22 protein-coding genes are annotated in these 24201 nt (G+C 56.5%); 13 read left to right on the top strand and 9 right to left on the bottom strand.

Annotated features, from left to right (window positions below):
* Positions 1-175 precede the first annotated feature (175 nt).
* Positions 176-997, top strand: coding sequence for an IS5 family transposase (locus P1L40_RS06290; protein ID WP_284010474.1), 822 nt, complete (start codon positions 176-178; stop codon positions 995-997).
* A gap of 21 nt (positions 998-1018) precedes the next feature.
* On the opposite strand, the gene P1L40_RS06285 is transcribed toward P1L40_RS06290, so the two are convergent.
* Positions 1019-1240, bottom strand: coding sequence for a hypothetical protein (locus P1L40_RS06285; protein ID WP_284010473.1), 222 nt, complete (start codon positions 1238-1240; stop codon positions 1019-1021).
* 588 nt (positions 1241-1828) lie between these two features.
* On the opposite strand from P1L40_RS06285, the gene P1L40_RS06280 reads away from it, so the two are divergent.
* The 6 genes from P1L40_RS06280 to P1L40_RS06255 all read left to right on the top strand — a co-directional run bounded on the left by P1L40_RS06280 (position 1829) and on the right by P1L40_RS06255 (position 8854).
* A complete protein-coding gene (locus P1L40_RS06280) occupies positions 1829-2701 on the top strand; it encodes an ABC transporter ATP-binding protein (RefSeq protein ID WP_284010472.1) in 873 nt (290 codons plus the stop codon).
* A 1-nt stretch (position 2702) separates the two neighbouring features.
* A complete protein-coding gene (locus tag P1L40_RS06275) occupies positions 2703-4328 on the top strand; it encodes a carbon-nitrogen hydrolase family protein (RefSeq protein WP_284010471.1) in 1626 nt (541 codons plus the stop codon).
* A gap of 361 nt (positions 4329-4689) precedes the next feature.
* Entirely contained in the window at positions 4690-5043 is a 354-nt protein-coding gene (locus tag P1L40_RS06270) for an outer membrane protein assembly factor BamB family protein (protein WP_284010470.1), read from the top strand.
* Positions 5044-5063: 20 nt separating this feature from the next.
* Positions 5064-5582, top strand: a complete 519-nt coding sequence (locus P1L40_RS06265; RefSeq protein ID WP_284010469.1) for an outer membrane protein assembly factor BamB family protein — start codon at positions 5064-5066, stop codon at positions 5580-5582.
* A 634-nt stretch (positions 5583-6216) separates the two neighbouring features.
* Complete coding sequence (locus P1L40_RS06260; RefSeq protein WP_284010468.1) at positions 6217-7434, top strand: DUF4367 domain-containing protein; 1218 nt, start codon at positions 6217-6219, stop codon at positions 7432-7434.
* Between the two features lie 508 nt (positions 7435-7942).
* Positions 7943-8854, top strand: coding sequence for a hypothetical protein (locus tag P1L40_RS06255; RefSeq protein ID WP_284010467.1), 912 nt, complete (start codon positions 7943-7945; stop codon positions 8852-8854).
* 356 nt (positions 8855-9210) lie between these two features.
* Here the strand turns inward: P1L40_RS06255 and P1L40_RS06250 are convergent, their stop codons facing one another.
* The 5 genes from P1L40_RS06250 to P1L40_RS23495 all read right to left on the bottom strand — a co-directional run bounded on the left by P1L40_RS06250 (position 9211) and on the right by P1L40_RS23495 (position 14217).
* Positions 9211-9453: a hypothetical protein gene (locus tag P1L40_RS06250; RefSeq protein WP_284010466.1), complete on the bottom strand. Its 243-nt coding sequence runs from the start codon at positions 9451-9453 to the stop codon at positions 9211-9213.
* Positions 9454-11050: 1597 nt separating this feature from the next.
* A complete protein-coding gene (locus P1L40_RS06245; RefSeq protein WP_284010465.1) occupies positions 11051-11959 on the bottom strand; it encodes a hypothetical protein in 909 nt (302 codons plus the stop codon).
* A 764-nt stretch (positions 11960-12723) separates the two neighbouring features.
* On the bottom strand, positions 12724-13035 hold the full coding sequence (locus P1L40_RS06240; RefSeq protein WP_284010464.1) for an AzlD family protein: 312 nt from the start codon (positions 13033-13035) through the stop codon (positions 12724-12726).
* Positions 13028-13762: an AzlC family ABC transporter permease gene (locus P1L40_RS06235; RefSeq protein ID WP_284010463.1), complete on the bottom strand. Its 735-nt coding sequence runs from the start codon at positions 13760-13762 to the stop codon at positions 13028-13030. The genes P1L40_RS06240 and P1L40_RS06235 overlap by 8 nt, the downstream gene beginning before the upstream one ends.
* Positions 13763-13872: 110 nt before the next feature.
* Complete coding sequence (locus P1L40_RS23495; protein ID WP_419181192.1) at positions 13873-14217, bottom strand: ArsR/SmtB family transcription factor; 345 nt, start codon at positions 14215-14217, stop codon at positions 13873-13875.
* 394 nt (positions 14218-14611) lie between these two features.
* On the opposite strand from P1L40_RS23495, the gene P1L40_RS06230 reads away from it, so the two are divergent.
* Entirely contained in the window at positions 14612-15316 is a 705-nt protein-coding gene (locus P1L40_RS06230) for a hypothetical protein (RefSeq protein ID WP_284010462.1), read from the top strand.
* Positions 15317-15658: 342 nt separating this feature from the next.
* Positions 15659-15892 (top strand): hypothetical protein, encoded by a 234-nt coding sequence (locus tag P1L40_RS06225; protein WP_284010461.1) that lies wholly within the window; start codon positions 15659-15661, stop codon positions 15890-15892.
* Positions 15893-16684: 792 nt separating this feature from the next.
* On the opposite strand, the gene P1L40_RS06220 is transcribed toward P1L40_RS06225, so the two are convergent.
* Both P1L40_RS06220 and P1L40_RS06215 read right to left on the bottom strand, forming a co-directional pair.
* Complete coding sequence (locus P1L40_RS06220) at positions 16685-17518, bottom strand: DUF7847 domain-containing protein (protein ID WP_284010460.1); 834 nt, start codon at positions 17516-17518, stop codon at positions 16685-16687.
* 582 nt (positions 17519-18100) lie between these two features.
* Positions 18101-18565: a DUF7847 domain-containing protein gene (locus P1L40_RS06215; RefSeq protein WP_284010459.1), complete on the bottom strand. Its 465-nt coding sequence runs from the start codon at positions 18563-18565 to the stop codon at positions 18101-18103.
* A gap of 1 nt (position 18566) precedes the next feature.
* Here P1L40_RS06215 and P1L40_RS06210 point away from each other — a divergent pair, with 1 nt between their 5' ends.
* Entirely contained in the window at positions 18567-19139 is a 573-nt protein-coding gene (locus tag P1L40_RS06210; protein ID WP_284010458.1) for a hypothetical protein, read from the top strand.
* Positions 19140-20074: 935 nt separating this feature from the next.
* Here P1L40_RS06210 and P1L40_RS06205 read toward each other — a convergent pair.
* Positions 20075-21667, bottom strand: coding sequence for an alcohol dehydrogenase catalytic domain-containing protein (locus P1L40_RS06205; protein WP_284010457.1), 1593 nt, complete (start codon positions 21665-21667; stop codon positions 20075-20077).
* 562 nt (positions 21668-22229) lie between these two features.
* On the opposite strand from P1L40_RS06205, the gene P1L40_RS06200 reads away from it, so the two are divergent.
* The 3 genes from P1L40_RS06200 to P1L40_RS06190 are packed head-to-tail and all read left to right on the top strand — an operon-like array spanning position 22230 to position 24177.
* Positions 22230-22403 (top strand): hypothetical protein, encoded by a 174-nt coding sequence (locus tag P1L40_RS06200; protein ID WP_284010456.1) that lies wholly within the window; start codon positions 22230-22232, stop codon positions 22401-22403.
* Positions 22404-22418: 15 nt separating this feature from the next.
* Positions 22419-22769 carry a hypothetical protein gene (locus P1L40_RS06195; protein WP_284010455.1) on the top strand — a complete coding sequence of 117 codons (351 nt, stop codon included), beginning with the start codon at positions 22419-22421 and terminating at the stop codon, positions 22767-22769.
* A 7-nt stretch (positions 22770-22776) separates the two neighbouring features.
* Entirely contained in the window at positions 22777-24177 is a 1401-nt protein-coding gene (locus P1L40_RS06190) for a DUF6498-containing protein (RefSeq protein WP_284010454.1), read from the top strand.
* Positions 24178-24201 lie beyond the last annotated feature (24 nt).

The raw sequence follows: 24201 nt of genomic DNA, 5'->3' as shown, positions 1-24201 counted from the left end.
CCGTGCTGACTGTATCCTCTGTATCGATCTGGACGCTACTGACAGGGACCGGGTAGCTCGTTGAGGCTGTGCTGAATAGAGGGCACAAATGTGGCACAAGACGATACCAATCTTTGGGACAGAGGCTCTGTTGAAAACCTCAGAGAGTTACAGGTTCGCCCGGTAACCAAACCGGATGGAAGCCCTCCCGAAGTCACGGTTACTCCGGTTCGTCGAGCAAGCGATGCACTTGGCTCGGCGAGCTGTCGCTCGTTACTCATCAAAATTCTCGAAACGGCGGTACACACTTCATCAACACATCGTCCTGCTCTGTCTCAAGGTTAGAAAGAATACGACGTACCGGATGCTTCTGGACGAACTTATTGAGATGCCTCGGATTCGGAGCGCCATCGAACTTGAGGAACTCCCTTCTCCTTCGACGTTGTGTAAGGCATTCAATCGGCTTGATATGGCTGTCTGGCGCGTCCTGCTCAACCTCTCGGTCACACTTCTCCCGACCAACGGCGTCGTCGGGATTGATGCCTCCGGGTTCGACCGGAGTCACGCCTCGAAACACTACACGAAGCGAACGAAGTTGACGATTCAGCAGTTGAAAGTCACGCTCCTCGTAGACACGAGGTCGAACGCAATCATCGACTTACACGTGACGACGACCCGAAAACACGACTCGCAAATTGCGCCGTCGCTCATCAAGCGAAATACCGGTGAAGTAGCAGTTCTCCTTGGCGACAAGGGATACGACGACCAGAAGGTTCGCGCGTTAGCCAATGAAATTGGTGTTCGACCGCTTATCAAGCACCGCGAGTTTTCGTCGCTTCACAAGGCGTGGAACTCTCGGTTGGACGCCGACCTCTACGGCCAACGTAGTCAGAACGAGACTGTGAACTCTCGTCTTAAACGGAAATATGGCGCATTCGTCCGCTCACGACGCTGGTGGAAACAGTTCCGTGAACTCGTTGTCGGCTGTCTCACTCACAACATCGACAAGGCACTCTGAATGTTAGATATAAGTAGTCTTTCAATCGGTGCCCTGTGACAACAGATTGGGCTTTATCCCGTTTACCAGCATTACAATCGCCGCCAAGAACTGCAATCCGGCTACGACAACATACCCTCTTTCGAACCCGAAAATCGCCGGAAGAGAACCATCCAGTCCGACATATAGAACGAAGATTGCAGAGCAAAGGATGATCGGCACGGCTATCAGTACCACGATTCTCGATACTGTCCTGAAGAGCATACTAATATGCACCGTCGGCAGGACAGGTAGATTTTCCGACCGACCTGAGACACTCGCAGTTCTAACTAACGGTTGTGTCAGCGGGGAAAATGTCGAATCAATAGGATTTCAACAGAGCCGAACGACTCAATACCTGTCAGTACCGACGTGACCGATACAAGGAGTGAGTTCAACAACCTGAAACTGTGTATTGATTAGTGGGTCACTGCAAGGCCCAGTACCACAGAGAACCAATCAAAGCGTGGCACAGTCCAAAGGCTGCAAAAAGTAGATTATTACTCAAAACACCGAGTCCCACCTGTATGAGACCGAATACAATCATCAATGGGAGCAGCTTCTGGGCACGTTCCTGTTGCACACACCGTCTTCAATCTGTAATGATATGACACATATGGTTCTCTCTCTGTCTCCTAAAGCAGGTTCCACATAACGATTACCTCGTGATCGACTTGAACTGTGTATTCGACAGAGCCGTGTCTCACTACGTTGTCTCTGTGAGACAACTGCCTCTGATATAAATAGAGGGAATTTTTCAGGCTCTGAAACTGTGCTGGTAGGCGTTTTAATGCTGGGTCGTAGTTTTCCGTAATGAAGTTGGCAGCGGAGAGCCTTGGGAAGCAGTACCGTGAAAACACATGGGGTATCCGTGATGTGACGATTGAGATGGAAGAGGGAATTCACGGTCTCCTTGGTCCGAATGGCGCTGGAAAATCGACTTTGATGAAGATTCTCACGACAGTTATGAAGCCGTCCACTGGGAAGGTACACTGGAACGGGACGGACATCATAAATTCTCCCGCCGCGGTGCGTTCAGAATTGGGATATCTGCCGCAAGATTTTGGGGTCTATCCGGACCTGACTGCGGAGGAGTTCCTTGAGTACATTGCCGCACTCCGCGGACTCAACTCGGAAGCGGCCAGCGCCCGTATCGAAGAGATGCTCGCCCTGACAAACCTTCAATGGGCTCGCGATGATAAGTTAAAATCGTTCTCCGGTGGAATGCGACAGCGCGTCGGTATCGCACAGGCCCTGGTAAATGACCCTAACCTGCTCGTCGTTGACGAACCGACGGTTGGTCTCGACCCAGAAGAGCGCGTTCGCTTCCGGAACGTGCTCTCGAATACAGCCAACGACCGAATTGTTATCCTTTCGACTCATATCGTGCCGGACGTAGAGGCGACTGCGAATCGCGTTGCGTTACTGGACCGGGGGCACCTTGTCACGCATACCAGGCCGGAAGACCTCGTCCAACGAGTCAGTGGCAAGGTCTATGAGTGTACCATATCCCGCTCCGCGCTTGGCCGACTCAGCGAGGACTACCAAGTTTGTAGTACAGTCCAGCGGTCGGATGGAATAAAAGTCAGAGTAATAGGGAACAGCCAACCAGCAGACGACGCAAAGCCTGTCGAACCGACACTCGAGGACGCTTACCTCGATACAATTGATAAGGACGGCATCTAAAATGAGGAATATATATCACGTCGCCAAAGCTGATTTCGTCCAGCGTGTTAGCTCTCGACGACTCTTTGCTCTCCTCGCAGTCCTGATATATTGTGGCTATCTGGTGAATGTAGGCGAAATAGAATTGGTGTATCAACATGAGGTCCCCACAGGTCAATTCAACAATTACTATGGCGAACCGACAGCGGCGTTTATTGGTGCGAAAGCTGCCATCACGGGGACTTTTTTCCTGTTATTTGGTGGGTTCTATCTTCTGAAGAACTCGCTCTCTCGGGACCGGCGATATAACGTTGATCAGTTAGTGGCTAGCACGCCTACCTCAGACTGGGAGTATCTGACCGGCAAGTGGGTCAGCGACCTCGCACTTTCGACTGTGGTTATCAGCGCACTCGGGGGAGCCACGCTCATCAACCATGCAATCCATGGCATCGGCCCGACAAACCCGTTTGACTTGCTCTTTCCTCTGTTCGTTTTAGGCGTTCCATTCGGGGGATTGATAGGTGCGCTCTCACTTCTGGTTGAGACAACAGAGCGATTCGACGGGACACTCGGGAATATTCTGTATTTTGTTCTTGCGATGGTTATAATCAGTCAAGCAAGAGTAGAAGGCGTACTTCCGGAAGCCATCCCGCTCTCTATAAAGCTGCTAGATCTAACGGGTTTAGTAGCAACGTATGATGCGATGAGCGATGCACTCCGTAGTGTCGCACCTGCATATACCGGAGGGACAGCCTCGTTCGGACAAATATATAGTGGCACCACCGAAACATATCGCTGGACTGGTGGCGGCTGGCCAGTATGGCTTTACATGCAACGGTTTGGGCTTGTCCTCGCCAGTCTCGGACTCGTTCGTGTTGCCGCAGTTTCGTTCACTCGATTCAAGAATAGCGCTGGTGACAGCGAGACCAGCCAACTGTGGAGAATAATTAGTGTCCTCCCGCTTGTCGGTGAAAGCACCACTGCCTCAGTAGAGGACCCACCGACAGCTGATGAGATGTCACTAACTTCTGTAACTGAACGAGATGCAGGCGGTTTCGTTCGAATCGTCGGTGCTGAACTCCGGCTTGCGGTACGCGGCCAGCGCTGGTGGTGGTACGTTGGAGTGGTCGGCTTTCTACTCCTGGGTGTAGTCAATATTTCTCCGCATATTCTTCGAGAGATTTTCCTTCCACTGGCGTTCGTATGGCCGATTTTCGTCTGGTCTGACCTCGGCGTTCGCGCAGCACGCAATCGGGTTATTCCGCTCATTATGTCGTCTAGACGGCCGTTGGGCCAGGTACTAGCGGAATGGATGGCTGGTGTCCTCGTAGCGTCGATCGTTGGACTGGGTGTCACCGCTAGTCTTGTCTCTGCTGGTCATTTCGATATCATCCTCGGCTTCCTTGGAGCCGTGATTTTCATCCCGTCTCTCGCAGTAGCGGCGGGGATTTGGAGTCAATCATCCAGACTCTTCGAGATAGTATACCTCGTTTTATGGTACATCGGTCCATTGAATGGCGTGCCACCACTAGATTTCCTCGGTGTGAATCCGACTTCAGTCAGCAGCAATATCCCACTGCTGTTTGCTGGATTCGGCATCATGGCATTGGCCTCTGCCATCTATCGACGTCGTCGGGAGGTCCGGTAGCAGCAATGAGCGATTCGTCTCGCCGCATTTCGGTACCAGATATAAACCGAAGAGCGTTCCTGTCGACGGCAGTTGTCAGCGCGAGTGCATTCTCGGGGTGTCAATCGATGCTCCGGTCATCGAATTCGGATTCGGCCCTGTCAGACGTTCCTACGGGGGAGTGGACCCAGTATGGTGCCAACGGGTCAAATACGTTCGCGCCGAACGTCTCCGCGCCGTTGCGAGGGGATATAGCATGGACGTCGGAAGATTATACCCGCTGGCAGCCCGCGGTGTCCCATGGAGCAGTATACAGAACGAACTTCGACCCCAGCAACGAGGGCAGCGCGATTGTAGTTGATGCACAGAACGGCACCGAACAGTGGCGAACCACTCTCGACGCCAGCGGGGAGACGGGACTATCATCGTTGACGACCGATGCATCGTAGCGTACGACACAGAACTCGTCGCGCTCGATTCCCGAACCGGCGAGCGAATCTGGACGGAAACGACACACGGCTACGAACAACTCGTCGCAGACGACGTCACCGAGACAGTGCTGGTCGCTTCTGAGAACGGCATCGAAGCGTTCGGGGCAACCGGCGGGGAGAAACGCTGGGAAACCGACGCAGTAAACCAAGTCTTCCGTGCGCCAGCAGTGCGCGACGCGCGCGTGTTCGCTGAGTCTCGGAAGCGTAGAAGGAGCGCCGTCTCTCGTCGCCTTCTCGATGGTTGACGGCTCGGAGCGCTGGCGGAGTGAAACTCGCATCCACATCCGAATCCGCTGCGCCCGTTGCGACCCAGGAGGGAGTGTTCGTCTCCAGCGACCGTACGCTCGCTGTCCATGACAGGGAAACTGGCGATCGGCGACACGAATTCGGTCCGTTCAGTGAGCTCAATAACACGTCCTCTCGGACGGTTGCCGTCGGCGATGGTACCGTATTCGTTACCAGCGCATCCAGCACCGTTGCGATCGACAGGGGAACTGGAACGAAACGATGGCGCCGCGATATTTCAGCGTCCTACCCTTCCGGGGTAGGTATCTGTGTTGGGAGCGAAACGGTCGTGTTCCCGGTCAGCGATCCCGAATACGCTCTCGGAAAGGAGACAATCAGTGCGTTCGTTCGTGAGTCAGGCGAGTTGCGCTGGCACTATTCCTTTGAGCTAGGCTTCGACCACCATGTGACGTTACCACCGGTGCTTGTCAACGAAGCTGTATTCTTCACAGCCACCCATATTGATGATCTCAGAATCCTCGGCGACCTGCCTGAATAAGAATAAATGGATTCCAGTGCGGTCCAGGTCCGGACAACATGTCGTTCGCTCTCGCTAAGTCGACGACGGCCGCATGTAGATACACGTCTCTTGCTGACAGATGATCCGTGATACGATATAAAGAAAAAGAACGCAGTCGGGCGTGGGCATGGCCCGCCAAACTGGAGTTGGGTTCGACCCTAACGATGATGGGGTGCGCGGGCAATCGCAGGGAGAGAGTGGCTCAAGCGGGGACCGGAACCCATCAGAATGGTCCGCAACTCAGCGTCACAAATCTTCAGGACCCCACACACAGCGAGAGGGTCGTCAACGGCAACGCCCGAAGCTAATAAGGTTACATGCACGCGCTGAGCTATGCAGCACCTGAACGACGAGCACTTGACTAGAATCCTGAGTGGATTGACGCTCGGAAGACAGATGTGGGCCGGCTTTCGAACGTGATGTAGGAACGGTTGGGAGAGATGTACGCTCCCAAGACAGTATACTCGCGGACTCGGTCAGAAATACCTAACCACTGCTGAGATACGACTGCCAATCTGGACTGCGAGAGTGCATTTATATATTTTCTGGTCCCTTTCCCCCGGGGACAATTTGTTGGCGCTATTATGCCGGTACCGTCGCAAGTGCTGAGTGCATGAGCCCTGAAAGACTCAAGACCCCACTGGCGGCGGTGCTGATGGGGTCGCTCCTGCTGCTGGCTGGCGTGACCGCCACTACGGCGGTCTCCCACCAAGCAGCCCCGGCAGCTGCACAGCCCTCTATGGATACAACCGCCGACACACCAGATGCGGCCGACGACGGCGAGGCGGGCGCCAACACGGCGACAAATGACTCCGAAAATATCACGACGGCCGATCTCGTGTCACGGTTCCAGAACCGGACTGACAGACTCGATACGCTCGTGATGACCGTCGAGACGAATAGCACGATGAACGGAAACCAGACGTACTCGTCCGAGCGAACCGTCTGGGTCGACTACGAGCACGACCGAATGCGGACTGAACGCACGTCTGAGTACGCGCAGTCAGCGACATCTAACGAGTTCATCAGCGTTCGCAACGAGAGCGGTGTGGTGTCGTACAGCGTCGAGGATAATACGGTCCATCGCTACAACTCCTCGTTCAGCGACCGACCGGCCGATGTCACCGGCCTCTCGAGCATCGTCAACAACAGTGAAGCCACATTCGAGGGACGCGAGCGACTCGACGGCGAAGAGACATACCGGCTCTCGCTCAAACCAGATCTCGATGCCATGGCTGCCACCGGCGAGGTCACCGTCACTCTCTGGCTCGACACGGACAGCTACTTCCTCGAGAAGGCTCATATGGTAGCCAACTCCGAGAACCACACGGTCGAGACCACACAGGACTACCGGAACGTGAGTCTGAACGAGTCGCTATCTGACGAGCGGTTCACCATCGACATCCCGGACGACGCCGAGGAGCCGGGCCACTCAGGGTTCGAGATGACGGATTACGAGTCGCTGTCTGCACTGCGGTCGAATGCGACGCAGGACGTTCCATCCCCGGACCTGCCGGACGAGTACAGCTTTGACCACGGCTATATCGTCGAAAACGATGGGAACACCTCGCTCAGTCTTAAGTATACGACTGACGCGAACGAGACCATACGGGTCGGTCACAAGTCTACCAGCGGGTTCAACTACAGTGAGAGCGACCGGTTCGAGACCGTCGAAGTCGGGAATCAGACCGGCTGGTACACCGAGTTCGACAACGGTGATTCCACTACCGTGATGCTCGCCTGGCACCATGACAACAGCGAGTACACGGTCTCAGGGACAGTGAACGAGTCTGAAGTGATCGATATCGCCGAATCCATCGGCGACGAGTAGGCGCCCGATACGGCGGTCGCTCCGACCGCCAGTTGCAGCCCTCGTCATCGCTCCCTGACGCTTCTCTCTGCGGTACGACTTCAGACCAGTTACTGCGGCCCGTTCGGGACTGTCCCGAAGCACAAGCAGGAGACCACTGGCCTTCCGACTGTGCCGCAGTTGTGACACGATTCTCTCATCCCGCACGATACAGTTTCGTATCAATCGCTGGATGACGCTCGTCAGGAGTCCCGAGCGCCCGTTCATCTTTGAGTACACTGGATGAACGGGCCGTGCATCTCGACGCTCATCGCCGGTACGCGCGAACAGTTTCTCTCACTACGCACCCTCTGCTGTCGAACCGGTACCGCCACTGTCTGCAGCGACTATCGTCGATGTCGAGTTAGCGCTGGGGGATGGCGACCTCCTCTTCCCCCGCAGAAGTGTGCCAGTCATTCGAACTACCCTGGAGTTAGTCCGTGAATCTAACAACGACCGTTTTAATAATTCCAGCCGAGTTCGTCTCCCGATGCCCCCCATAATTGTCGTCATCGGCGTTGCCGCCCTGATGATGGTCGTACTCGCTCACGGCTACCGCACGCTCACCGCTTTGTCAGTCCTCCGCTCGCTTCCGTCGGCCGGCACCGACACGCCCCCGTTTATCGAGGACGAGACGGTGACAGTCACGGGCAAACTGGTGGTCGAAACCCCGGTCAGGACGGCTGAAGCAGCCGTTGAGGGCGCCAATAGAGCTGTCGGTGCCTACCTGTGGCGTGCCCGCTTTCCCGATAACACCAACAGCAACCTCACTATCGAGGACTGGGGCTGGGAGCACCAGCGGTGGCACACCTTCGCCTCCGGTATCGAGTGGGGTCGATTCAGTGTCGCTGTCGACGGTCAGAACATCCGCATCGACCCGACCTGGCTCCGCGAGGCGACCGAAACCGAGTCATTGGAAAATCTAGAGATAGGCGGCATCACGAAGCCCGATCGGTTTTCGGTCTATCTCTGGGACTCGTGGTACACCTTTCTGCGCGACAGCACGGAGCATCGCTCGTTCAAGCGGTTCGCCGGTCACGTGCAGCGCCATAACGACGGAGTCGACCTGGATCGCTATCTACTAGAGACGCGCCCGCTGCTGGAGGGAACTACGGTTAACGTTAGCGGCAAAGTCCAGTTCGAGCGGGGCGATCCGGTTTTGCGCGGGAGCAACGAGTCGCCGCTGCTGCTCTCAGACGGTGGGTTCAACGGACACCGGCGCTGGCTCCGACGACGAGCCTTGCGAAAGGGCACTCTTATAACGGGGTTGCTCGTCGTCGCTGTCGGGCTCTGGTTCGGGTGGTACCTTCCCCTTGGGGGACTGATTGTCGGCTGGATTATCTACGGTGCATACCGCTTCACCCAGGACGTGGACATCTTCCTGAAGTGGATTCGAAGGTAACGAGTTGGCTCTCTCGGGGAAGGACTCACCGCGACTGGACGTACGACACGGGAGCAAGCGGGTACAGCCTTGCAGTGCTCGCAAATACGGAGCGAGTCTTGGAGACGGACGCTTTCGCCCGTCGCGTACGCCGTTCTCGTCGCCGTTGGGCTTGGTGTATCTATGTGCCTCATAGGGACGTTCCACAGCGAATCGATACTTTTCGACGCGGTCGTGGTGGGTTTCTGTATATTTCCGTCCACTACGGGGTCAATACCGCACAGAAGGAAGCGTGACGGATAGACCCGTTTTCAGCCGCCCACGCTGGTAGCAACCGAGCCAGCGGCCCCCTCCTAGCGTGTCGCTCTACTGGGGCGTCACGGCATAAAAAACGTCACGATGTCTATCAGTATCTGTTTGGTCCGCTCTGTGACCCTCTGAGAACCGTCAATTCGATAGATAAGTGCAACGACTAGGTATGTCGAGAGCGAGACGACGACAACAGCGACAGCGGGTTCGCTGTCGACTCCCCGAACAGCCCACGTGACCGCCCCAGCGGCGAGAGCGAATATTAGCGGCCCGATTCGACGGTGGCCAAGGTACTTGCCGACGAGTTTCATCTGACGGATAGTCTAAGTGAGTCGTTATTAACGTTATCTTCCTCGGGGCTGAAGTCGGTCGAGAACACCGCCTGAGAGAGCGATGAAGGTCATTACACAGGCCGAGTCCGCGTAGGGCAGTGGGTTTGCAGGGGCTATTGTACTGTTCCGTGTCGGACATCCTCTGGTAATCGCTTATCTTCGAACCACGGCTAGATGTACCTGGGATCGACATGTCCGGAATATATCAGACGCTGTTTGCTGCACGAATTGGGTGTATCCATCCACGGCTCACCTGTTTGCTTTCAACATTTCCCGAAATCATCTATTTGAACGCGACCGCGGACGTGACCGAATATATTGTGTTTGACCGACCGAAATATTATCTGACTGGGTATGATATTCAGGGCATGGGCCGTAGTCTCTTTCGCTCACACTATGCCAATGGAGAACCTGCGTGGATTGATTGGACCGTCCTTGTGGTTCTCCTAGTTGTCGCCCTCTTGACATTTATCGCAGGCGGAAAAACGGCCATTGTTGCTGTTTCGGTGATGGGGGCTGTCGGATTCGGTGTGTTTCTCACTGCCTCTGAGTTGGGTTATTTACGGTAGTGTTTAGTGAAGCGTGAAAGGTGATGCCGCCGGATTTCTTGATGCGTGCGCCAGAAATCTGCAGCCTCAGTGGGAGTCCCTGACCGGCGAGTGGTTCAGTAACCTCGCGCTTTCGGTCGTGGTGATCAGCACACTCGGTGGAGCACGCTCCTCAATCCTGCAATCCATGGAATCGGTCCAACAGAACCGTTTTGATTTACTGTTCTCTCTGTTCGTTCCGGGCGTCCCACTTGGGAGACTGACAGGTGCGCTCTCACTTCCGATTGAGACAACAGGGCGATTCGACGGGACACTCGGAACTATTCTGTACGTCATCGTTGTGATGGTTGTCATAAGTCAGGCGAGAGAGGAAAGCGTACTTCCGAAGATCATTCGGCTTCCCACAAAGCCACTATATCTGATAGGTTTAGTAGCGACGTATGATGCGCTGAGTGATGTACTCCGTAGTGCCGCACCCGGGTACACCAGAGGGGTGGCCTGGCTCGGCCAAGTATATTGTGGCACCGCTGACACATATCACGGGACTGGCGGCGGTTGGCCGCTGTAACTATGCAACGGCTTGGGCTTGTCCTCGCCAGTCTCGGACTCGTTCGTATTGGCGCAATTTCGTTCACTCGGTTCAAGAGTAGTACCGACGACGGCGAGAACAGCCTAATTCGGAGGATTATCGGTCGACTTCCGTCTATCCGTGAGGGGACCAAGACCCCGTAGCGAGCCCATCGACGGGCAGTGAGACGTCACCGACATCTGTAACTGACCGAGACGCAGGCGGTTTCGTTTGACCCGTCGTCGCTGCACTCCGACTCGCGCTACGTGGTTGACGATGGTGGTGGTATGTTGGCGTCGTCAGCTTCCTGCTTCTGGGGGGAGTGCACGCGCTGGCGGCCCGTGGGTCCCGACGGGACAGCGTGTATGACGAACTTCGACTCGTTGGGCTTGACTCTCGAACCGGCGAGCGAATCCGGACAGAGACGACGAACGGGTACGAACAACTCTCTGACGGTGGATCAATCCGACTGTGTCTCTGCGGTAGAGATCGTCGATATCGCCTCCTGAGAAGGTGCGTAGGCAAACTCAACCGTGGTATCGGTACGATCTACGGTCACGAATCCGTTCCCGACTTGCCAACCGATGTCATCGCTTCTCGCTCGTTGGTCGTAGGTGGCGACGATGGCGTCGGTTATCTCCCGTGCAGTCTGCGTATCGGCCCAGCTAGTGGTCCAGTGTGTGGCGATGCGATTGTTTTCACTGATGTACGTCGTCATGTAGTCACCACGCCACTCGCGGAGGAGGTCGTGTCTGAACGCGTGTTCGATGCCGGTTTCGGTTGTCAGGTCCGGGTCGGTTGCCGCATCGGCATCTGTCGGGTCGGCGATATCATGTGCCCGAAGTTTGAGGTAAAGTGCATTCACACCAAGTTGGCCTATCGCCGACCGTTCCCAGTTCTCGCTGCGTGATGGATGGGGAGAGAGTTGTGACAGAGTGAACCCACCGTTGTAGTGTATGTCTGGAAACATAATTTCGACAGCCGTCTCCGGTGGTGTTCGAGTTTTTTCCCATAGCAGGTCCCATCCACCTCGCTGAAGCGTCTCGTGTGCGAACGCCGATCCATTGATATACGGAAGGCGGCCCGGAATCAGCCAGAGAGGGACGTCCGCGATACGAAGAGCCGACTCGCGGACGGTACACGGATGGAATGTCTCTTCCGAACAGGCAGTTCGGTAACGGCCCTCAACGTATTCCGCTGTTCCCTCAACGACACCCTGTCGGGCAGCCAGTGCGTCGGGGATATCCGGCAGTGACGCAACCGTCGTCGCGTCGTGTTGGATGGCGTGGACGAGTTCGTGTGCCAGAAACGGGTCACTCGGGAAAGACGCAGTCGAGAATTCGGGAACTCCCGCTACGTCATCAAACACAGTGTCAGGTAGTTCCGCAGGGTCTGCTATTGCCAGTGTCCGCCGTGACTCATCGTAGTAACCCAGTGCACCCGGTATCTCAATATCCGCTGGCGGATTAACATTTGATCGAGGGGCACCAAAAGCGATACCGGTATACTCAGCGGGTAGATGCGGCCTGGACAAACCTGGCGAGAAGTTTTCGACGTGTATTGGTTGTGACAATGACTCCCCCAGTATCGATGTTGCCCGGGTGAGTGCGCGACGACAGCGGGTCCGGGTTTCATCACCGATTTCGTTAGCAAACGAGAGGGGCACGGACTCCCCATCGTCTCCAGTCTGACGGGAGTCTGTGTAGGTCGCGTCTGTTGTCCCGGTTCTATTCGAAGTCGGTCTGGCGTTGTCGGTCAGATCACCACAACCGGCTATCGCGGTTGCACCAGTCGCTAGTATAGTAAGGAGGGCTCGGCGGCGCATGCGGTCGTAAGGTCTGACCGCTCTGTGATTAATTTCTTGATTGCTCGGCCGTGGTGAATCGCTAAGTGTCGCTTGATTCTATAGTTTCAAAGATCACTCGATGTCGTGAACGACATACAGCAGGACGAATTCCAGAAATACACGGTATCGAGAAGAACTTCGGTTAGAGCGGCTGTTGTGGGCACAAAAACCATGGATACGGCAACTCTCCAGTCTCACATTTCGTGCTTAACTAACCACGGCCGATGGTACTGGATTGGCGTTTGTTTGGTCCGTCACAATCAGACGTTGACGTGCCAACGAGTTCGCTAAACGACGCTCCGGAATATCAGAAGGCCGCCGACGCCCCCCAGAAGTCCGAGAAATACATTCTCCGTTCGCCACACCACAAGGAGGACGATAGCGGCGGCACTCCACTCCGCCGGTCCAGAGGTGGCTAATTCTGGTCCAAGAATGGACAGTACTATGCCTCCGGGAAGCATTTGGAGCCCCGCTTCTACCCGCTGTGAAATGTTGACGCGGCCGAGTAGCCACAACCCACCCGCTTTCGTGACGTACGTCGCGACGCTCATTCCAGCGATCACAGCGATAATAAATGGGTCCAACTGCGGATTAGTCATCGAATCGGATCACCTCCACGAGAAAGCCAGCGAGTCCGCCGAGAAGGATGTACCAGCGTCCCGGCAGAACCTGCGCACTGAGAACAGCGATAGCCAAAGCCGTTCCCCACGGGAGGATACTCGATTGTCCCTCCCAGAGTTCGACGGCGATAGCGACGAAGACGGCAGTCAGAACGAAATCGAGTCCATACTTGGTTGGGTCTCCGATAGCGCCACCCGCGACAGCACCGATAACCGTCGCGAGGACCCAGAATAACCAGATAGTGAGTCCACTACCGAGTAGATACGCACCCTTCTGTTCCCCGGACTTGAGCTGTCCTATAGTCAGTGCCCAATTCTCATCGGCCGTGAAAAAGACGCTCACGTAGGCTTCGAGGGGAGACAGTTGCTTGAACCACGGTCGGAGTGCCGCTCCCATGAGTACGTAACGAAGGTTGACGATAGCCGTCGTTCCGATAATCGTACTCACTGGGAGAGGGGTTTCCCATAGGTTGATAGCGATCAGCTGTGCTGCTCCTGCGAGAACAGTTGCGCTCATGAGCCCGGACTCGACGATACTCAATCCCGCCTGTCGAGCAAGGACTCCGAAGACGATACCGTAGCCAGCCACGCCGAGGGCGACAGGGATACATTCGACAAACCCGGCCCGAATACCCGCAAAGGAGAACTGCACGGTCGAGTCCGTCTCAGCCGTGGAAGACAATCGACTCGCGGCATCAGTTCCCATGGTGTGTACTCCTGCCGAGGTTCCGGTCGGTGGTCGAAACGATCACGCCCGAGTAATCCTGCGGACGAGATAGTAAGGATTTGGAGAAATCGATTTCTTCTGACTACGTCCTACTGTCTCACGAGAGGTTCCTGATCGCTTAAGACGCTCCGGACGAGTTTCTCGCCACGTCGGGTCAGGGTATACTTTCCCTCGGACGATCGAACGAGTCCCTCCAACTGCCGGAGATGGTAATTGAACCTCCCTTTATCCCTGACTGACGTCGCTTCTCGAAGTTCGTTATACAAGACTGGCCGTGTTTGGTCGTGAAGGTGGATGAGAATCGTGAGACGAGTCGCGTGTGACAGAACGTCAAAAACGTCGGTCGCTTCCCTGATCTCGGAGGTATCCGAGAAGCTAGTCGATTGTGCCCCTTCTCCGTCGGACCCAGTCCAGAGCCAACCTGGTATTGCCATTGTCGAAGGTGTATATTGCCGAGTATAAAACCCTGAACCATGGTCGTTGTTGTAGGTGTACTCCGGTTTGTCACATCTGTCAGTGAATTCAGTTTCAGAGTGAGTAATCGGATGACTGGGAAGCCGCCTCGCAGCTGAACACCTGTTCTCGGTCGCTAATCCGCAAGGGTCCGAGCGTCGTGTTAGCCGGTCTCGACGGATACTGTTCCCAATGTTGGGACGGTGGACGCTGATGCGACCTACAACGAAATCAAGTTCACTGTCAGTTTTGTTCAACTCCTGAATACGGGGTTCTCGAACGGGAGACGGTCTCACCCCTGGAATACCGTATGGAACACGTGAGCGTTATCGGAGAGTGTGGCGATTTATCACTCCCGGCTACAACTGGAGTGCTGTGCCTGCCTACGAACGGTCTTCCCCTCCGGCGTTGTATACCATAGATGAATACGATGATGTCGTCGGGTGGTTAGCCCATCCACAAGAAGACGGTCAACGTGCGAGCCACGCGATTTCGACCGACGAAGGCGTCTGGATCGTCGATCCAATAGATGTCCCCGGCGTCGACGAACTCTTAGCCGATCTCGGGCCGGTGGCTGGTGTCGCAGTCCTCTCTGACTACCACGCTCGAGACGCCGACACGATCGCCAAGCGGTACGACGTTCCTGTCCACGTCCCGCACTGGCTCGGCCGGGTCCCCGACCGCCTCGATACACCAGTCAAACGTACTGATAGTCAGATCGCCGAGAGCGGTATCCGCGTCGAGCGGTGTACGTCCCTCCCGGGCTGGACGGAAACGATCGCTTGGCACGAACCGACATCTACGTTCTACTTTCCCGACATTTTGGGAACTGCTCCGGGGTATACTGTCGGTACCGAGGAGGTAGGGGTCTTTCTCACTCACCGGTTAGTCCCGCCACAAGAGCTCCTTGAGGGGCGAACTCCCGATCGACTTCTGTTCGGCCACGGTCCGGGGATTCACACTGATGCCGCCGCCATCTTGGAGGATTCGATCACGGGTGCGAGACGTCGCTTCCCACGGGCCTTACTACGACAGGGCCCGACCGCAGCGCGGCTCGTGATTGCCGCAGTCCGGGAGTGACCAACCCTTCACGCCGTCTGCCCATCCCGTAATTCTAATTCCCTCCGGGAGAAGTAAAAATCCCGTTGATTGTGGGACCAGTGGCGACAATATTGGATTTGTCACGGAGAGAGATGGGACGACCGCGAGTCGTATCGCAACTCCTGAACGGCAGACTCAGTGGACCCACGACGGGCGTAAAACCAGCCTGTGACGAGCGCGTAGCCGACGAGGAACACCGGACCGACGACAGTCGGATCCATCGGAGAGAACGTACGCGACACCCAATAACCCACCCATGACAGTCGTCATGAAAAGAGCATACTAGAGCGAGTCGGCAGCGGGGATTGCTCCGAACGTGCCGTGAAGCACGCCATAGACGGTGGAACTGCTCACCCAGGCACCGAGAAACGCCGCCCACCGCGGGAGTTTACGAGAAAAAAGCCCCGTAGCGTCATTCACGAGGCAAAGCCCCTGAAAATAATTTCCTCCCAGAGGCTGACGAACAGCTACCCAACGCCGGCGACAAGCATCCCGAACATAAAGAAGTCAGCGGTGCCTGCTGCAACGCCGACTACGACGACCAGCGACGACTGACTCCGGCCGAGAGCGAACGCACCCCCGACAAGGACGATACCCAACGGTGTCCCTGCGAAACGTCGACAGCCCAGCCAAGCGAGATATCGAACCCGTAGTCTGTGACGTCTCGCTTGTCGATAGGCCGAGCTACCACAACTGTCGTGCCAACGATAGCAACGACGGCAGTAGAGTGTCCGACCACCGGTCGGAAAAGGGCGGGATGGAGAGCAGTTACACCAGAACGGCACCGGTGAGTGCGCCACCAACGGTCAACGTGAGGGCGATCAAGATGCGCCACGTGGCCGAAGGCGACCATCGGCACTTCTATACAGTATTCGGCCCCCTGGAGTCCGTTCTGTGAGCTTCATATGTCGTATTCAGATTATCATCAGTGCCACTGATATTCCGTCGCACAGTTTCGGGCTGTTAAAACCGGGTGGCTGTTTAACTAACGCCGGTATCCTCATCTCTCACTTCGGTGTTCCCGACGGCAACGTAGTCAGCGGTCTACCTCGCCATACCGCTCGTCTCGTGCTGAATGACGGTCGCAGTAGATCCGCCCCTCAACGTACTATCTTTCGACGAGCACCGTCGAGCATCTGTGACCTGCTTCGCTCGGTAGACGCGTGAACAGCGTTCGGAAGCCGACGTGAGGGGTTCTCTACGCGACCCCGCGCGTGGCCCAACGCAGCAATTCGACCCGTAATCAGACGGTTGATTCGACCGTATCGAGGCCGTCTGGACCGGGGTGGGAGGCTTGGTGACGATACGCTGAATCTGAACTGCAGCTGAAATGCGAGCAGCAGTTCCTTAGGACAGGTCCACGCCGCCTTGGGTCGTGTCGGCCGACGTTGGCCCGCTGTCCAACTCTTGCCCATCAGCTTTGATTTGCTGGTACGCACGCGTCACGACGGCGATACCGAATACCGTCGTAACGGCGCTCGTGACCATGCCGACTACGAGAGCTGCAAGCGGGCTCAGGAAGAAGAGCACCGTCGCCGGACTGTTCGCAATCAGACTGACCACGAACAGTAGCGCTCCGAGCACAAACAGCCCGAGGCGTTCACCGCGTGTCATCGCCCAACTGTCTCGGAGGGCGTCGACGAAATTCTTGTTCTGCAGTGCGATTTCCTGCCTGGCGAAGAAAAACGAGAGTGCGATAAACACGCCGGGAACGACCAGCAAGACGAGTCCGATGTACGTGAGGACTGTGGCGATAATGCCGCCGGCAACCCCATTCAGCACCGCAAACGGGAGTCCATCTCGAATTGAGTCGGCGGCCGGTGACAGGGTCTCGTCGGGAGCGAACATCCGGATACCGACGATGCGGAGCGCTTCAGCGATGAACACGGTGATCAGTGTCAAGATGGACACCACGGATAGCGGGAGTGACACTGCTAACGCCGCCTCACCCGTTCCAAAGCTAGCTGGACCAAGTTGCGCCGACTGGACCGGAAACTCCTGTAGATATTGCTGTACCGCCAGCGAGGCTGATTGTGAGAGAACTGTGTTTACCGCGCTAAATACGAGAAAGATACCCATTAACAGCAGACCGTTTGGTGATACTGTCCGTTCGAAACCGTCTCTGAATGCACTACCAATCTGGAGGGACATTGCATCCGCAGGTAAGACCAGCAGCGGCATAGTATACTGAAGTGTATTTCCCCGTTGGTAAGTTTGCGTAAGATATATGTATCTGTTCTCGGTGCAATCTTTTGATATACGCCCGCCATTCGTCCCAGCAACGAAGATACGGCTCCGACTCCATCGATTTATGTTGGCTCAATAGGCTGGCCAGAGAAGGATTTACGGCCAGTCATCCGGCTATGCGCCCCGATGGTCGTGCATGCATTTGAGAAGCGGTTCGACCTCGTCGAATGCATACAATCTCTCTAACGGGTTTCTCTTTCAGGCCAGTTCGCAGCTCTCGGCGGGGACATCGTTCCCGGCACTGCTCCGGATCGGCGCGACAGCAGGTAGGTTCTGGAGTTCGAGCACGCTTACCTTGCTCCGCTTTGCCGTCACGCTCGCGTTCGTCCTGGGGTGGGTGTATCTTCGGGACGGCCGTCTGCACGCGAGAGTCTAAGGGGCTCCCTCAATGGTACCGGCACAGAAAAAATAAATAACCCGAGTGGCCGACCGAGGAACCGCCCTCAGCCGCTCGGACCGCTTCGGAAAGCTCACACAGGGACTAGCAAAGAGTTCACGACTTCAGTCGTGAGTCACTCACTCGGAGAGCGGGCCGGTCCGGAACGACCCGTCGGTGGCATGGACACGTTGCTCGTACGCACGAGCCATGATCGATAGCACGATGAAGGATACGACAGTGCTTTCGAGTATCGTGAGGATGTTGGCCGGCAGTTCCGGGAGCGCCGTGGCGACGGCAAACGAGAGCGGAATCTGAATCACAGCCGGAACCCCTGCAAGGAGGAATAACCGTCCACGAACGCCCCTAGTGAGCTCCCAGCTCCCTCGGATAGAGTCGAGCACACCCTTGTCCCTGACGGCAATTTCCTGTCCGGTAAACAGAAGCGAGACGCCAAAGAAGGCACTTGGTAGTAGCGACAGGGCAGCGATACCGCCGATGAGGGCTTTGTATGCCAGTGGGGAAATCGTAGTGATAAGTTGTTCGTTAACGACGAGAACGAAGAAAATCGAGCCGACAGACAACTCTGCGAGTGCGACGATCACGATGACGAATGTGACTATCCAGTCGGAGACAACGACTGAACCGTCGGAACCGCTCGGAACACGGGTCGTCGATGAGGTGACCTTTGACGAACAAAACAACACAGCACAGATTCGGTTAGCCAACTCGACCTCTGCGGACACTGTGTCAGTTAAGGCGCTGAACAGTTCGGATGTCACGTCCACGGCACAGGCCAGCACCGATAGGGTACTCGAACTGAACCTCAGCCAGGCTGGCGACGAAATACTCGTCAACGCGACAGTCGACGGGGAGACGACGACTGTCCACCGCGAGCAATATCCTCCCGCTCAGCGCGTAGTCGAATCGGTCACCTTCGAGCAATCATCTGACAGCACGGAAGTGGACTCCGCGACAGTCACGTTCACCGGGAATCAGACAGGCGACAGAATCGTAGTGCGTTCAACTGTTAGAGGTGTTGAAAACACGATAAATACCGTCGAGACCGCTGCCTACGCCGCCGTCAGTATCAACCCCGAGGGCGATGAGGTAGTCGTCACGATATTCGATGACGGAGAGGCAACAGTCGTCCATCGAGAACGGTATTATCCAGAGTGATCTGCCCGACGGGCCCGATTTTCTAGCTCAGAAAATCAGCTCCGTTTTATTTCTCCTCCCGGGTCGGTAATCCAGACGCGGCAGCGAGGGTGGCGCTCCTGACCTGCTGTCGCAGCTGTCCATTCCAATGACCGATTCCCTGGAGGGTTGATGTCGTGGGGCCGTCCCAACGGTTCCACCATCTTCCATGGTCTTCCACGCTGTCTGAGATGGTCATTGGCTCCCCTGGCACGGGCGCACCCCACCCTGCCGCTTTTTTATCGACAAAAGTGTGACAGTACAATGGCCGTGGACCACTACAAGAGTACGCCGTCGCTCCACTGGGGATTGTAAAGCTGGCCGCCGTGTGAACACCCCGAGGACCCCGCGCCGTAGGCATCGCACAGATCGTTGCCGTCTAAGAGAGCGACACGCCCTCGGACGACCGGAGGCTTCGCTTCTGATGACAGCCGGAGTAGTCCAGTTCTCTGCACTGTTGATTGTTGAACCTGAATGTCGCTACCGAGAGAACTGCTCCGGTGCCCAAACGAACCAGTGGAACTATCGAGCCCGAGTGGTCACCCGCCACGAACTCCGGGTGTCGGTTAGGGAACATACCGCCATAGATGTCGGCAACCGTGTCGCCGAGACACTGGCGGTGACGTGACAACACCAGCAGACTATCGCGCCGTCCAGAGAGATTGGCCCACTAACACCGCGCCAGAGGACTGGAGTGTCTCTGCCGCCATCAGCTGGGCAGTACACTCTTCCGGGTGAGTGCCGCGAGACGGGTCCCGGCGACAACGTGCCGTGGCGCTCTCAGCATAAGCGACAACCATGTTTGCGTGCCGGGTCCGGCAATCCCTGACGGCTGCTCTCGCCGCAGTCAGCGTCATAAAAATGGCTAGTTGACGACGCGCTACGGATGCAGGCAGCGACTGGCTGCCGCTGCGCTGTCACTCACAGGTGATGGCCTTGGCAGTATCGGTCGCCTCGGACTCAGTCAAAGAGCCCGAAAGAGTGTACCGGCTGTCACCACAGTCCCAGGCGAGCATCGACACCGTTGTGTCGTTGCTGTTGAACTCGCTGTACCACCCGGTTCGGTCACCGAACTCAACGGCGTCGAACCGCTCGCTTTCGCTGTAGTTGAAGTCGGTCGTAGAGTGCTGGGAGACACTCAGCGTCTCGTTTGCTCCGTTCGTGTACCGGAGTATGACCGACGTTTCGTCACCGTCCTCGACTAGGTGTCCGCGGTCGAAGCTGTAGGGCTCTGGCAGTTCAGGCGACGGAACGTCTTGCGTCGTGTTGTTTCGGAGGGCGGGTAGCGACTCGTAGCTTGTCGCATCGACTTCGACGCTGTCTGAGTCCTCAGCATTGACCTCAACGCTGTCGGGGCCCTCGGCGTCGGCTGGGATATCGATGGTGAACCGGTCGTCAGAGAGTTGCTCGTCTACGCTCATACGCTGGTACTCCTGCGTGACGTTGATGCTGAACTCGCTGGACTCGGCGACCATGTGAATCTGTTTCGGGAGGGACGTCTCCGTGTCGAACCACACGGTGATGTCAACCGAGCCCGGAATGGTCATTTCACTCGTGTCCGGTTCGAAGGAGAGCCGGTACGTCTCATCACCGTCGAGACGTTCCTGCCCCTCGAACGTGGTCTCGTTCTCGTCGACCAGACGGAGCAGATTGGATATTCCATTTTGCGTGCGGTTGAACGAGAAGTCGTACCGGTTGACCGAGTTGTCCTCGACGTTGTAGGTCACCGAGCCGCTTTCGTTGCGGACAGTAATTAGCTCGCTGGACCCGGTGTCACGCTCAATACGGGTACGCTCATTCTCGAAATCAACCCAGACGGTCTGCGACGAGTTGAACGTCTCGTTGCCGGTCGTGCTAGTCGTCTCAGCGGCCATCACGACCGCGTCAGCGCCGAGTGATCGCACGAGATCTACGTTTCTGGTGCTGCAGACGCCGGTGACCTTGGCGCCGACGTTGGTGGCGAGCTGGACGGCGAACGTCCCGATGCCACCCGAGGCACCGTTGATGAGGATAGACTGACCGGGCTGGAGATTGGCCACGTCTTGGAGGAACAGCATCGCTGTGAGGCCGTTGTCGGCGACGGCGGCGGCCTCTGCGTCGCTCACCCCCGTCGGTGTCAGTTCGAGCGTACTATCCTCGGGGACACAGACGTACTCGGCGTGAGTGCCAGACTCGGGCGCAGTCGTACCGAATACCCGGTCGCCGACGGCGAAGTGGGTGACGTCCCTGCCGACGGCCGCAATCTCTCCGGCGAAGGCGTCACCCGGAATGGCTGTGGGTCGTCGAAGGCCGCTGAAGAAGCGGACAAGGAACGGTCGGCCTTCGCGCATCGCCGAGTTGGCCGGGCCAACGGTAGACGCGCGGACGCGGATTAGGACCTCATCGGGTACCGGGGTGGGTTTCGACGCCGTGGTGAGTCGGAGGACTTCCGGGCCGCCGTACTCTGTGGCCGCGACGGCTTTCATTCTCGTTTCGGTCCTGACCGATTGTTCGGTGGCGGTCGTCGGCATTTGGGTGGACTAGTAGGGCGGCGAGTAGCGTAAGCTGAGTGCTAATTGAAGTGACTGTTTTTTAACCCACTTAACAGAAGTGCACGCGAGAATACGAGGATAATCCGGAAAATAACCGCGCTTTCCGTCGAACGCCCACAACTACTCCAGGTCTGGAGCTACACGTAGGGTATACGCGTTTGGCTCCACACAGTAATTAGCACTGAAGAGGAATACTACAAGAATGAAACGAGAGCCAACGACCCTATGTCGCTTTGGCGCGTGGGGCCAAATCTGCGCAATTACTCTTGCAGTGATTTCCTGGTCTTCCGAAATGACAGATGGGTTCCTGGCAGCAGGTGTCGGATACCTTCTTGTGACGATGATAGGAATCATCGGTATTGCAAGAACAGAATCGGCTATGGCCGGTCCGATTGTGTATCCATTCTTGGTTCCTGGGTTTGTCCCCCTCTATTATTTTGGAACACGGCGAACAGATAGGTGACTGGGTCTTTCACTTGAAATTCCCAGCTCACTACTGCATATAAACTGATATACCCTGCCTGGGGCTACATCCTCGCATATGCCCTCCCCATTCCAAAGCCCTGCCGTCCGCTACGGACTCAGTATCATCAACGCCGCGATTATTGCAGTCATCGCGCTTGCCCTGCTCGAGGGTACGATACGGTGGGTTGCGCTTGGCATCGCCGTCCTTGAAGTTGTGGTGACTCCACAGATCCTGAAACGGGCGGTCTGAAACAGCGTCTGCATAATGCCTCTCAACACCCTCGAGGACCGCATTCGTCCAGCAGCACTTCTAGTCATGCTGGTAATCGTCGGCGCAGCCACGTACTTCGAATTTATCTACTACGGTCCGCCGTCACTGTATACAGTCGTCCTCTGGATAATTGTGGTTCCGATGTTGCTCGTAGCGACCGTGAAGGGTATTCGAAGTCACCCACTCTACCAGCCACTCATGTACGGTGGCATGATTGCAATCGGTGCGCTCCAGTATCTCGATGGTGACTGGTTCATCCTCGCTGGACTATTCGTCATTGCTGGGATTGCAGGAGTGGCCGCAGAGATCCGCACACGAATGAACACCACGTCAGAAACCGGGTGAAAGAAGCGTGAAAAGACGCGAGCGAGTCTCACCGCTGACCAGTTCACCTGTTGGTGCAATCAGTCTCACAGGGGCGAATCTCCTTCCTCTCGTCGGTGTCCTCCTCTGGGAGTGGAGCCTCTGGTCCTTGTTGGTCATCTACTGGGCTGAAGCGTTCAGTGCAGTCGTCTTGGCCGCACTCAAGATTCTGTTTGCCGAGCGTGGCTCGCCGAGTGTGGCCGGTCAGATGGAGCCATTACGCGAACTCAGAGAGAAGCGGGGTGGCTGGGTAATTCGGGGCTCGTGGCCACCGGTCTATCCACGAAACATCCCGTTTGCGCTCTCACTGGTCGGAGGCTGGTTCGTTACGGTCTTTCCAGTAAGTATTGCGTATTGGCTGTCAGTAGACGCCCCGCCGGTGCTCACACTCAATCTTCTCTGTGGCCTCGGAACGCTCGTGGTTGCGCAGGGAGTTGACTTCGTCGCCGAGTACATCCATCGAGAGCGGTATACCGACGTCTCCGCCCGAGAGATAATGCGAACCCCTGCACAGCTCACGGCCCTATTGTTGCCGCTCGCGTTGTTTGCAACTGACGGCGGTCGGACGGGCGGGCTGGTGATTCTCGTCGGCGTGGTTCTTGGGAAATCTTCTGCGTCGCTATACCGATTCTACGTCGAACATATCGGGACACCAGTGCTTGGAACCGGTGACTGGTTCGAGGCCGAGGAGAATTTGAGCGAGCCACCGCCAGAAATTGAACTTCCTGACGATGCTGTCCAGGCGCGAGTCAGCGTCAGTGCGAAGTCAGTGTTGCTGGGGAGTCTCTGGGCAATCGCCTACGGCTTCGCGAACCGTCTAGGGCTTGGGTCACTCGTCGTCACGGGATTCGCGACCATCGCTCGAGACCCGGTGTGGATGGCTATCGGGCTCGTTGGAGTCGGTGTCATCGTGGCCACACGGGTACTCAGCTACTTCTTCCGGTACGGGACAATTGAGTACCAGCGCCGAGGCAATCATCTCGTTGCATACGACAAGCTGCTTGCGGCACCACAGTGGTGTTTGACAGTCGATTCCTCGACGACGTTCTCGGTGAAAAACGCAATCGCTGACCGCTTGCTCGACACGGGGACACTGACGATATCCAGTGGGGGTGAGCAAGAGGATGTGCAGATAGGTCCAGTCGCAGACATCGACCGTGTCGTCGAGACGCTCGGGCTCCCTGTCGAAGAAACGGCACGACCGGACCGCGACCCTGTAGTGATAGGTGCCGCGAGTGTTCTGATGTTGTGTTTCGCGGCTGTGCCCGCAGGGCTGTTTTTCAGCTCCCAGATTACCGACGCGATGGCAGGTGCGATTACCGTCGTGTTCGCTCCCTTCTTCCTACTCCCAGTCGGTGTGCTCCTCTGGGCGGCACTCTCGCGAATATGAGACCCTGGTTTTTCTATCAAATGC

Source organism: Haloarcula pelagica (assembly GCF_030127105.1).
Classification (GTDB): domain Archaea; phylum Halobacteriota; class Halobacteria; order Halobacteriales; family Haloarculaceae; genus Haloarcula; species Haloarcula pelagica.
Note: the sequence above shows the minus strand (reverse complement) of the source record. Positions and strands in the feature narration are given on the sequence as shown.

Coding starts and splice junctions, on each gene's coding strand:
- P1L40_RS06290 (WP_284010474.1), top strand. CDS start 176: ATGGAAGCCCTCCCGAAGTCACGGTTACTCCGGTTCGTCGAGCAAGCG.
- P1L40_RS06285 (WP_284010473.1), bottom strand. CDS start 1,240: ATGCTCTTCAGGACAGTATCGAGAATCGTGGTACTGATAGCCGTGCCG.
- P1L40_RS06280 (WP_284010472.1), top strand. CDS start 1,829: ATGAAGTTGGCAGCGGAGAGCCTTGGGAAGCAGTACCGTGAAAACACA.
- P1L40_RS06275 (WP_284010471.1), top strand. CDS start 2,703: ATGAGGAATATATATCACGTCGCCAAAGCTGATTTCGTCCAGCGTGTT.
- P1L40_RS06260 (WP_284010468.1), top strand. CDS start 6,217: ATGAGCCCTGAAAGACTCAAGACCCCACTGGCGGCGGTGCTGATGGGG.
- P1L40_RS06255 (WP_284010467.1), top strand. CDS start 7,943: ATGCCCCCCATAATTGTCGTCATCGGCGTTGCCGCCCTGATGATGGTC.
- P1L40_RS06250 (WP_284010466.1), bottom strand. CDS start 9,453: ATGAAACTCGTCGGCAAGTACCTTGGCCACCGTCGAATCGGGCCGCTA.
- P1L40_RS06240 (WP_284010464.1), bottom strand. CDS start 13,035: ATGACTAATCCGCAGTTGGACCCATTTATTATCGCTGTGATCGCTGGA.
- P1L40_RS06235 (WP_284010463.1), bottom strand. CDS start 13,762: ATGGGAACTGATGCCGCGAGTCGATTGTCTTCCACGGCTGAGACGGAC.
- P1L40_RS23495 (WP_419181192.1), bottom strand. CDS start 14,217: ATGGCAATACCAGGTTGGCTCTGGACTGGGTCCGACGGAGAAGGGGCA.
- P1L40_RS06220 (WP_284010460.1), bottom strand. CDS start 17,518: ATGCCGCTGCTGGTCTTACCTGCGGATGCAATGTCCCTCCAGATTGGT.
- P1L40_RS06210 (WP_284010458.1), top strand. CDS start 18,567: ATGACGAATGTGACTATCCAGTCGGAGACAACGACTGAACCGTCGGAA.
- P1L40_RS06205 (WP_284010457.1), bottom strand. CDS start 21,667: ATGCCGACGACCGCCACCGAACAATCGGTCAGGACCGAAACGAGAATG.
- P1L40_RS06200 (WP_284010456.1), top strand. CDS start 22,230: ATGCCCTCCCCATTCCAAAGCCCTGCCGTCCGCTACGGACTCAGTATC.
- P1L40_RS06195 (WP_284010455.1), top strand. CDS start 22,419: ATGCCTCTCAACACCCTCGAGGACCGCATTCGTCCAGCAGCACTTCTA.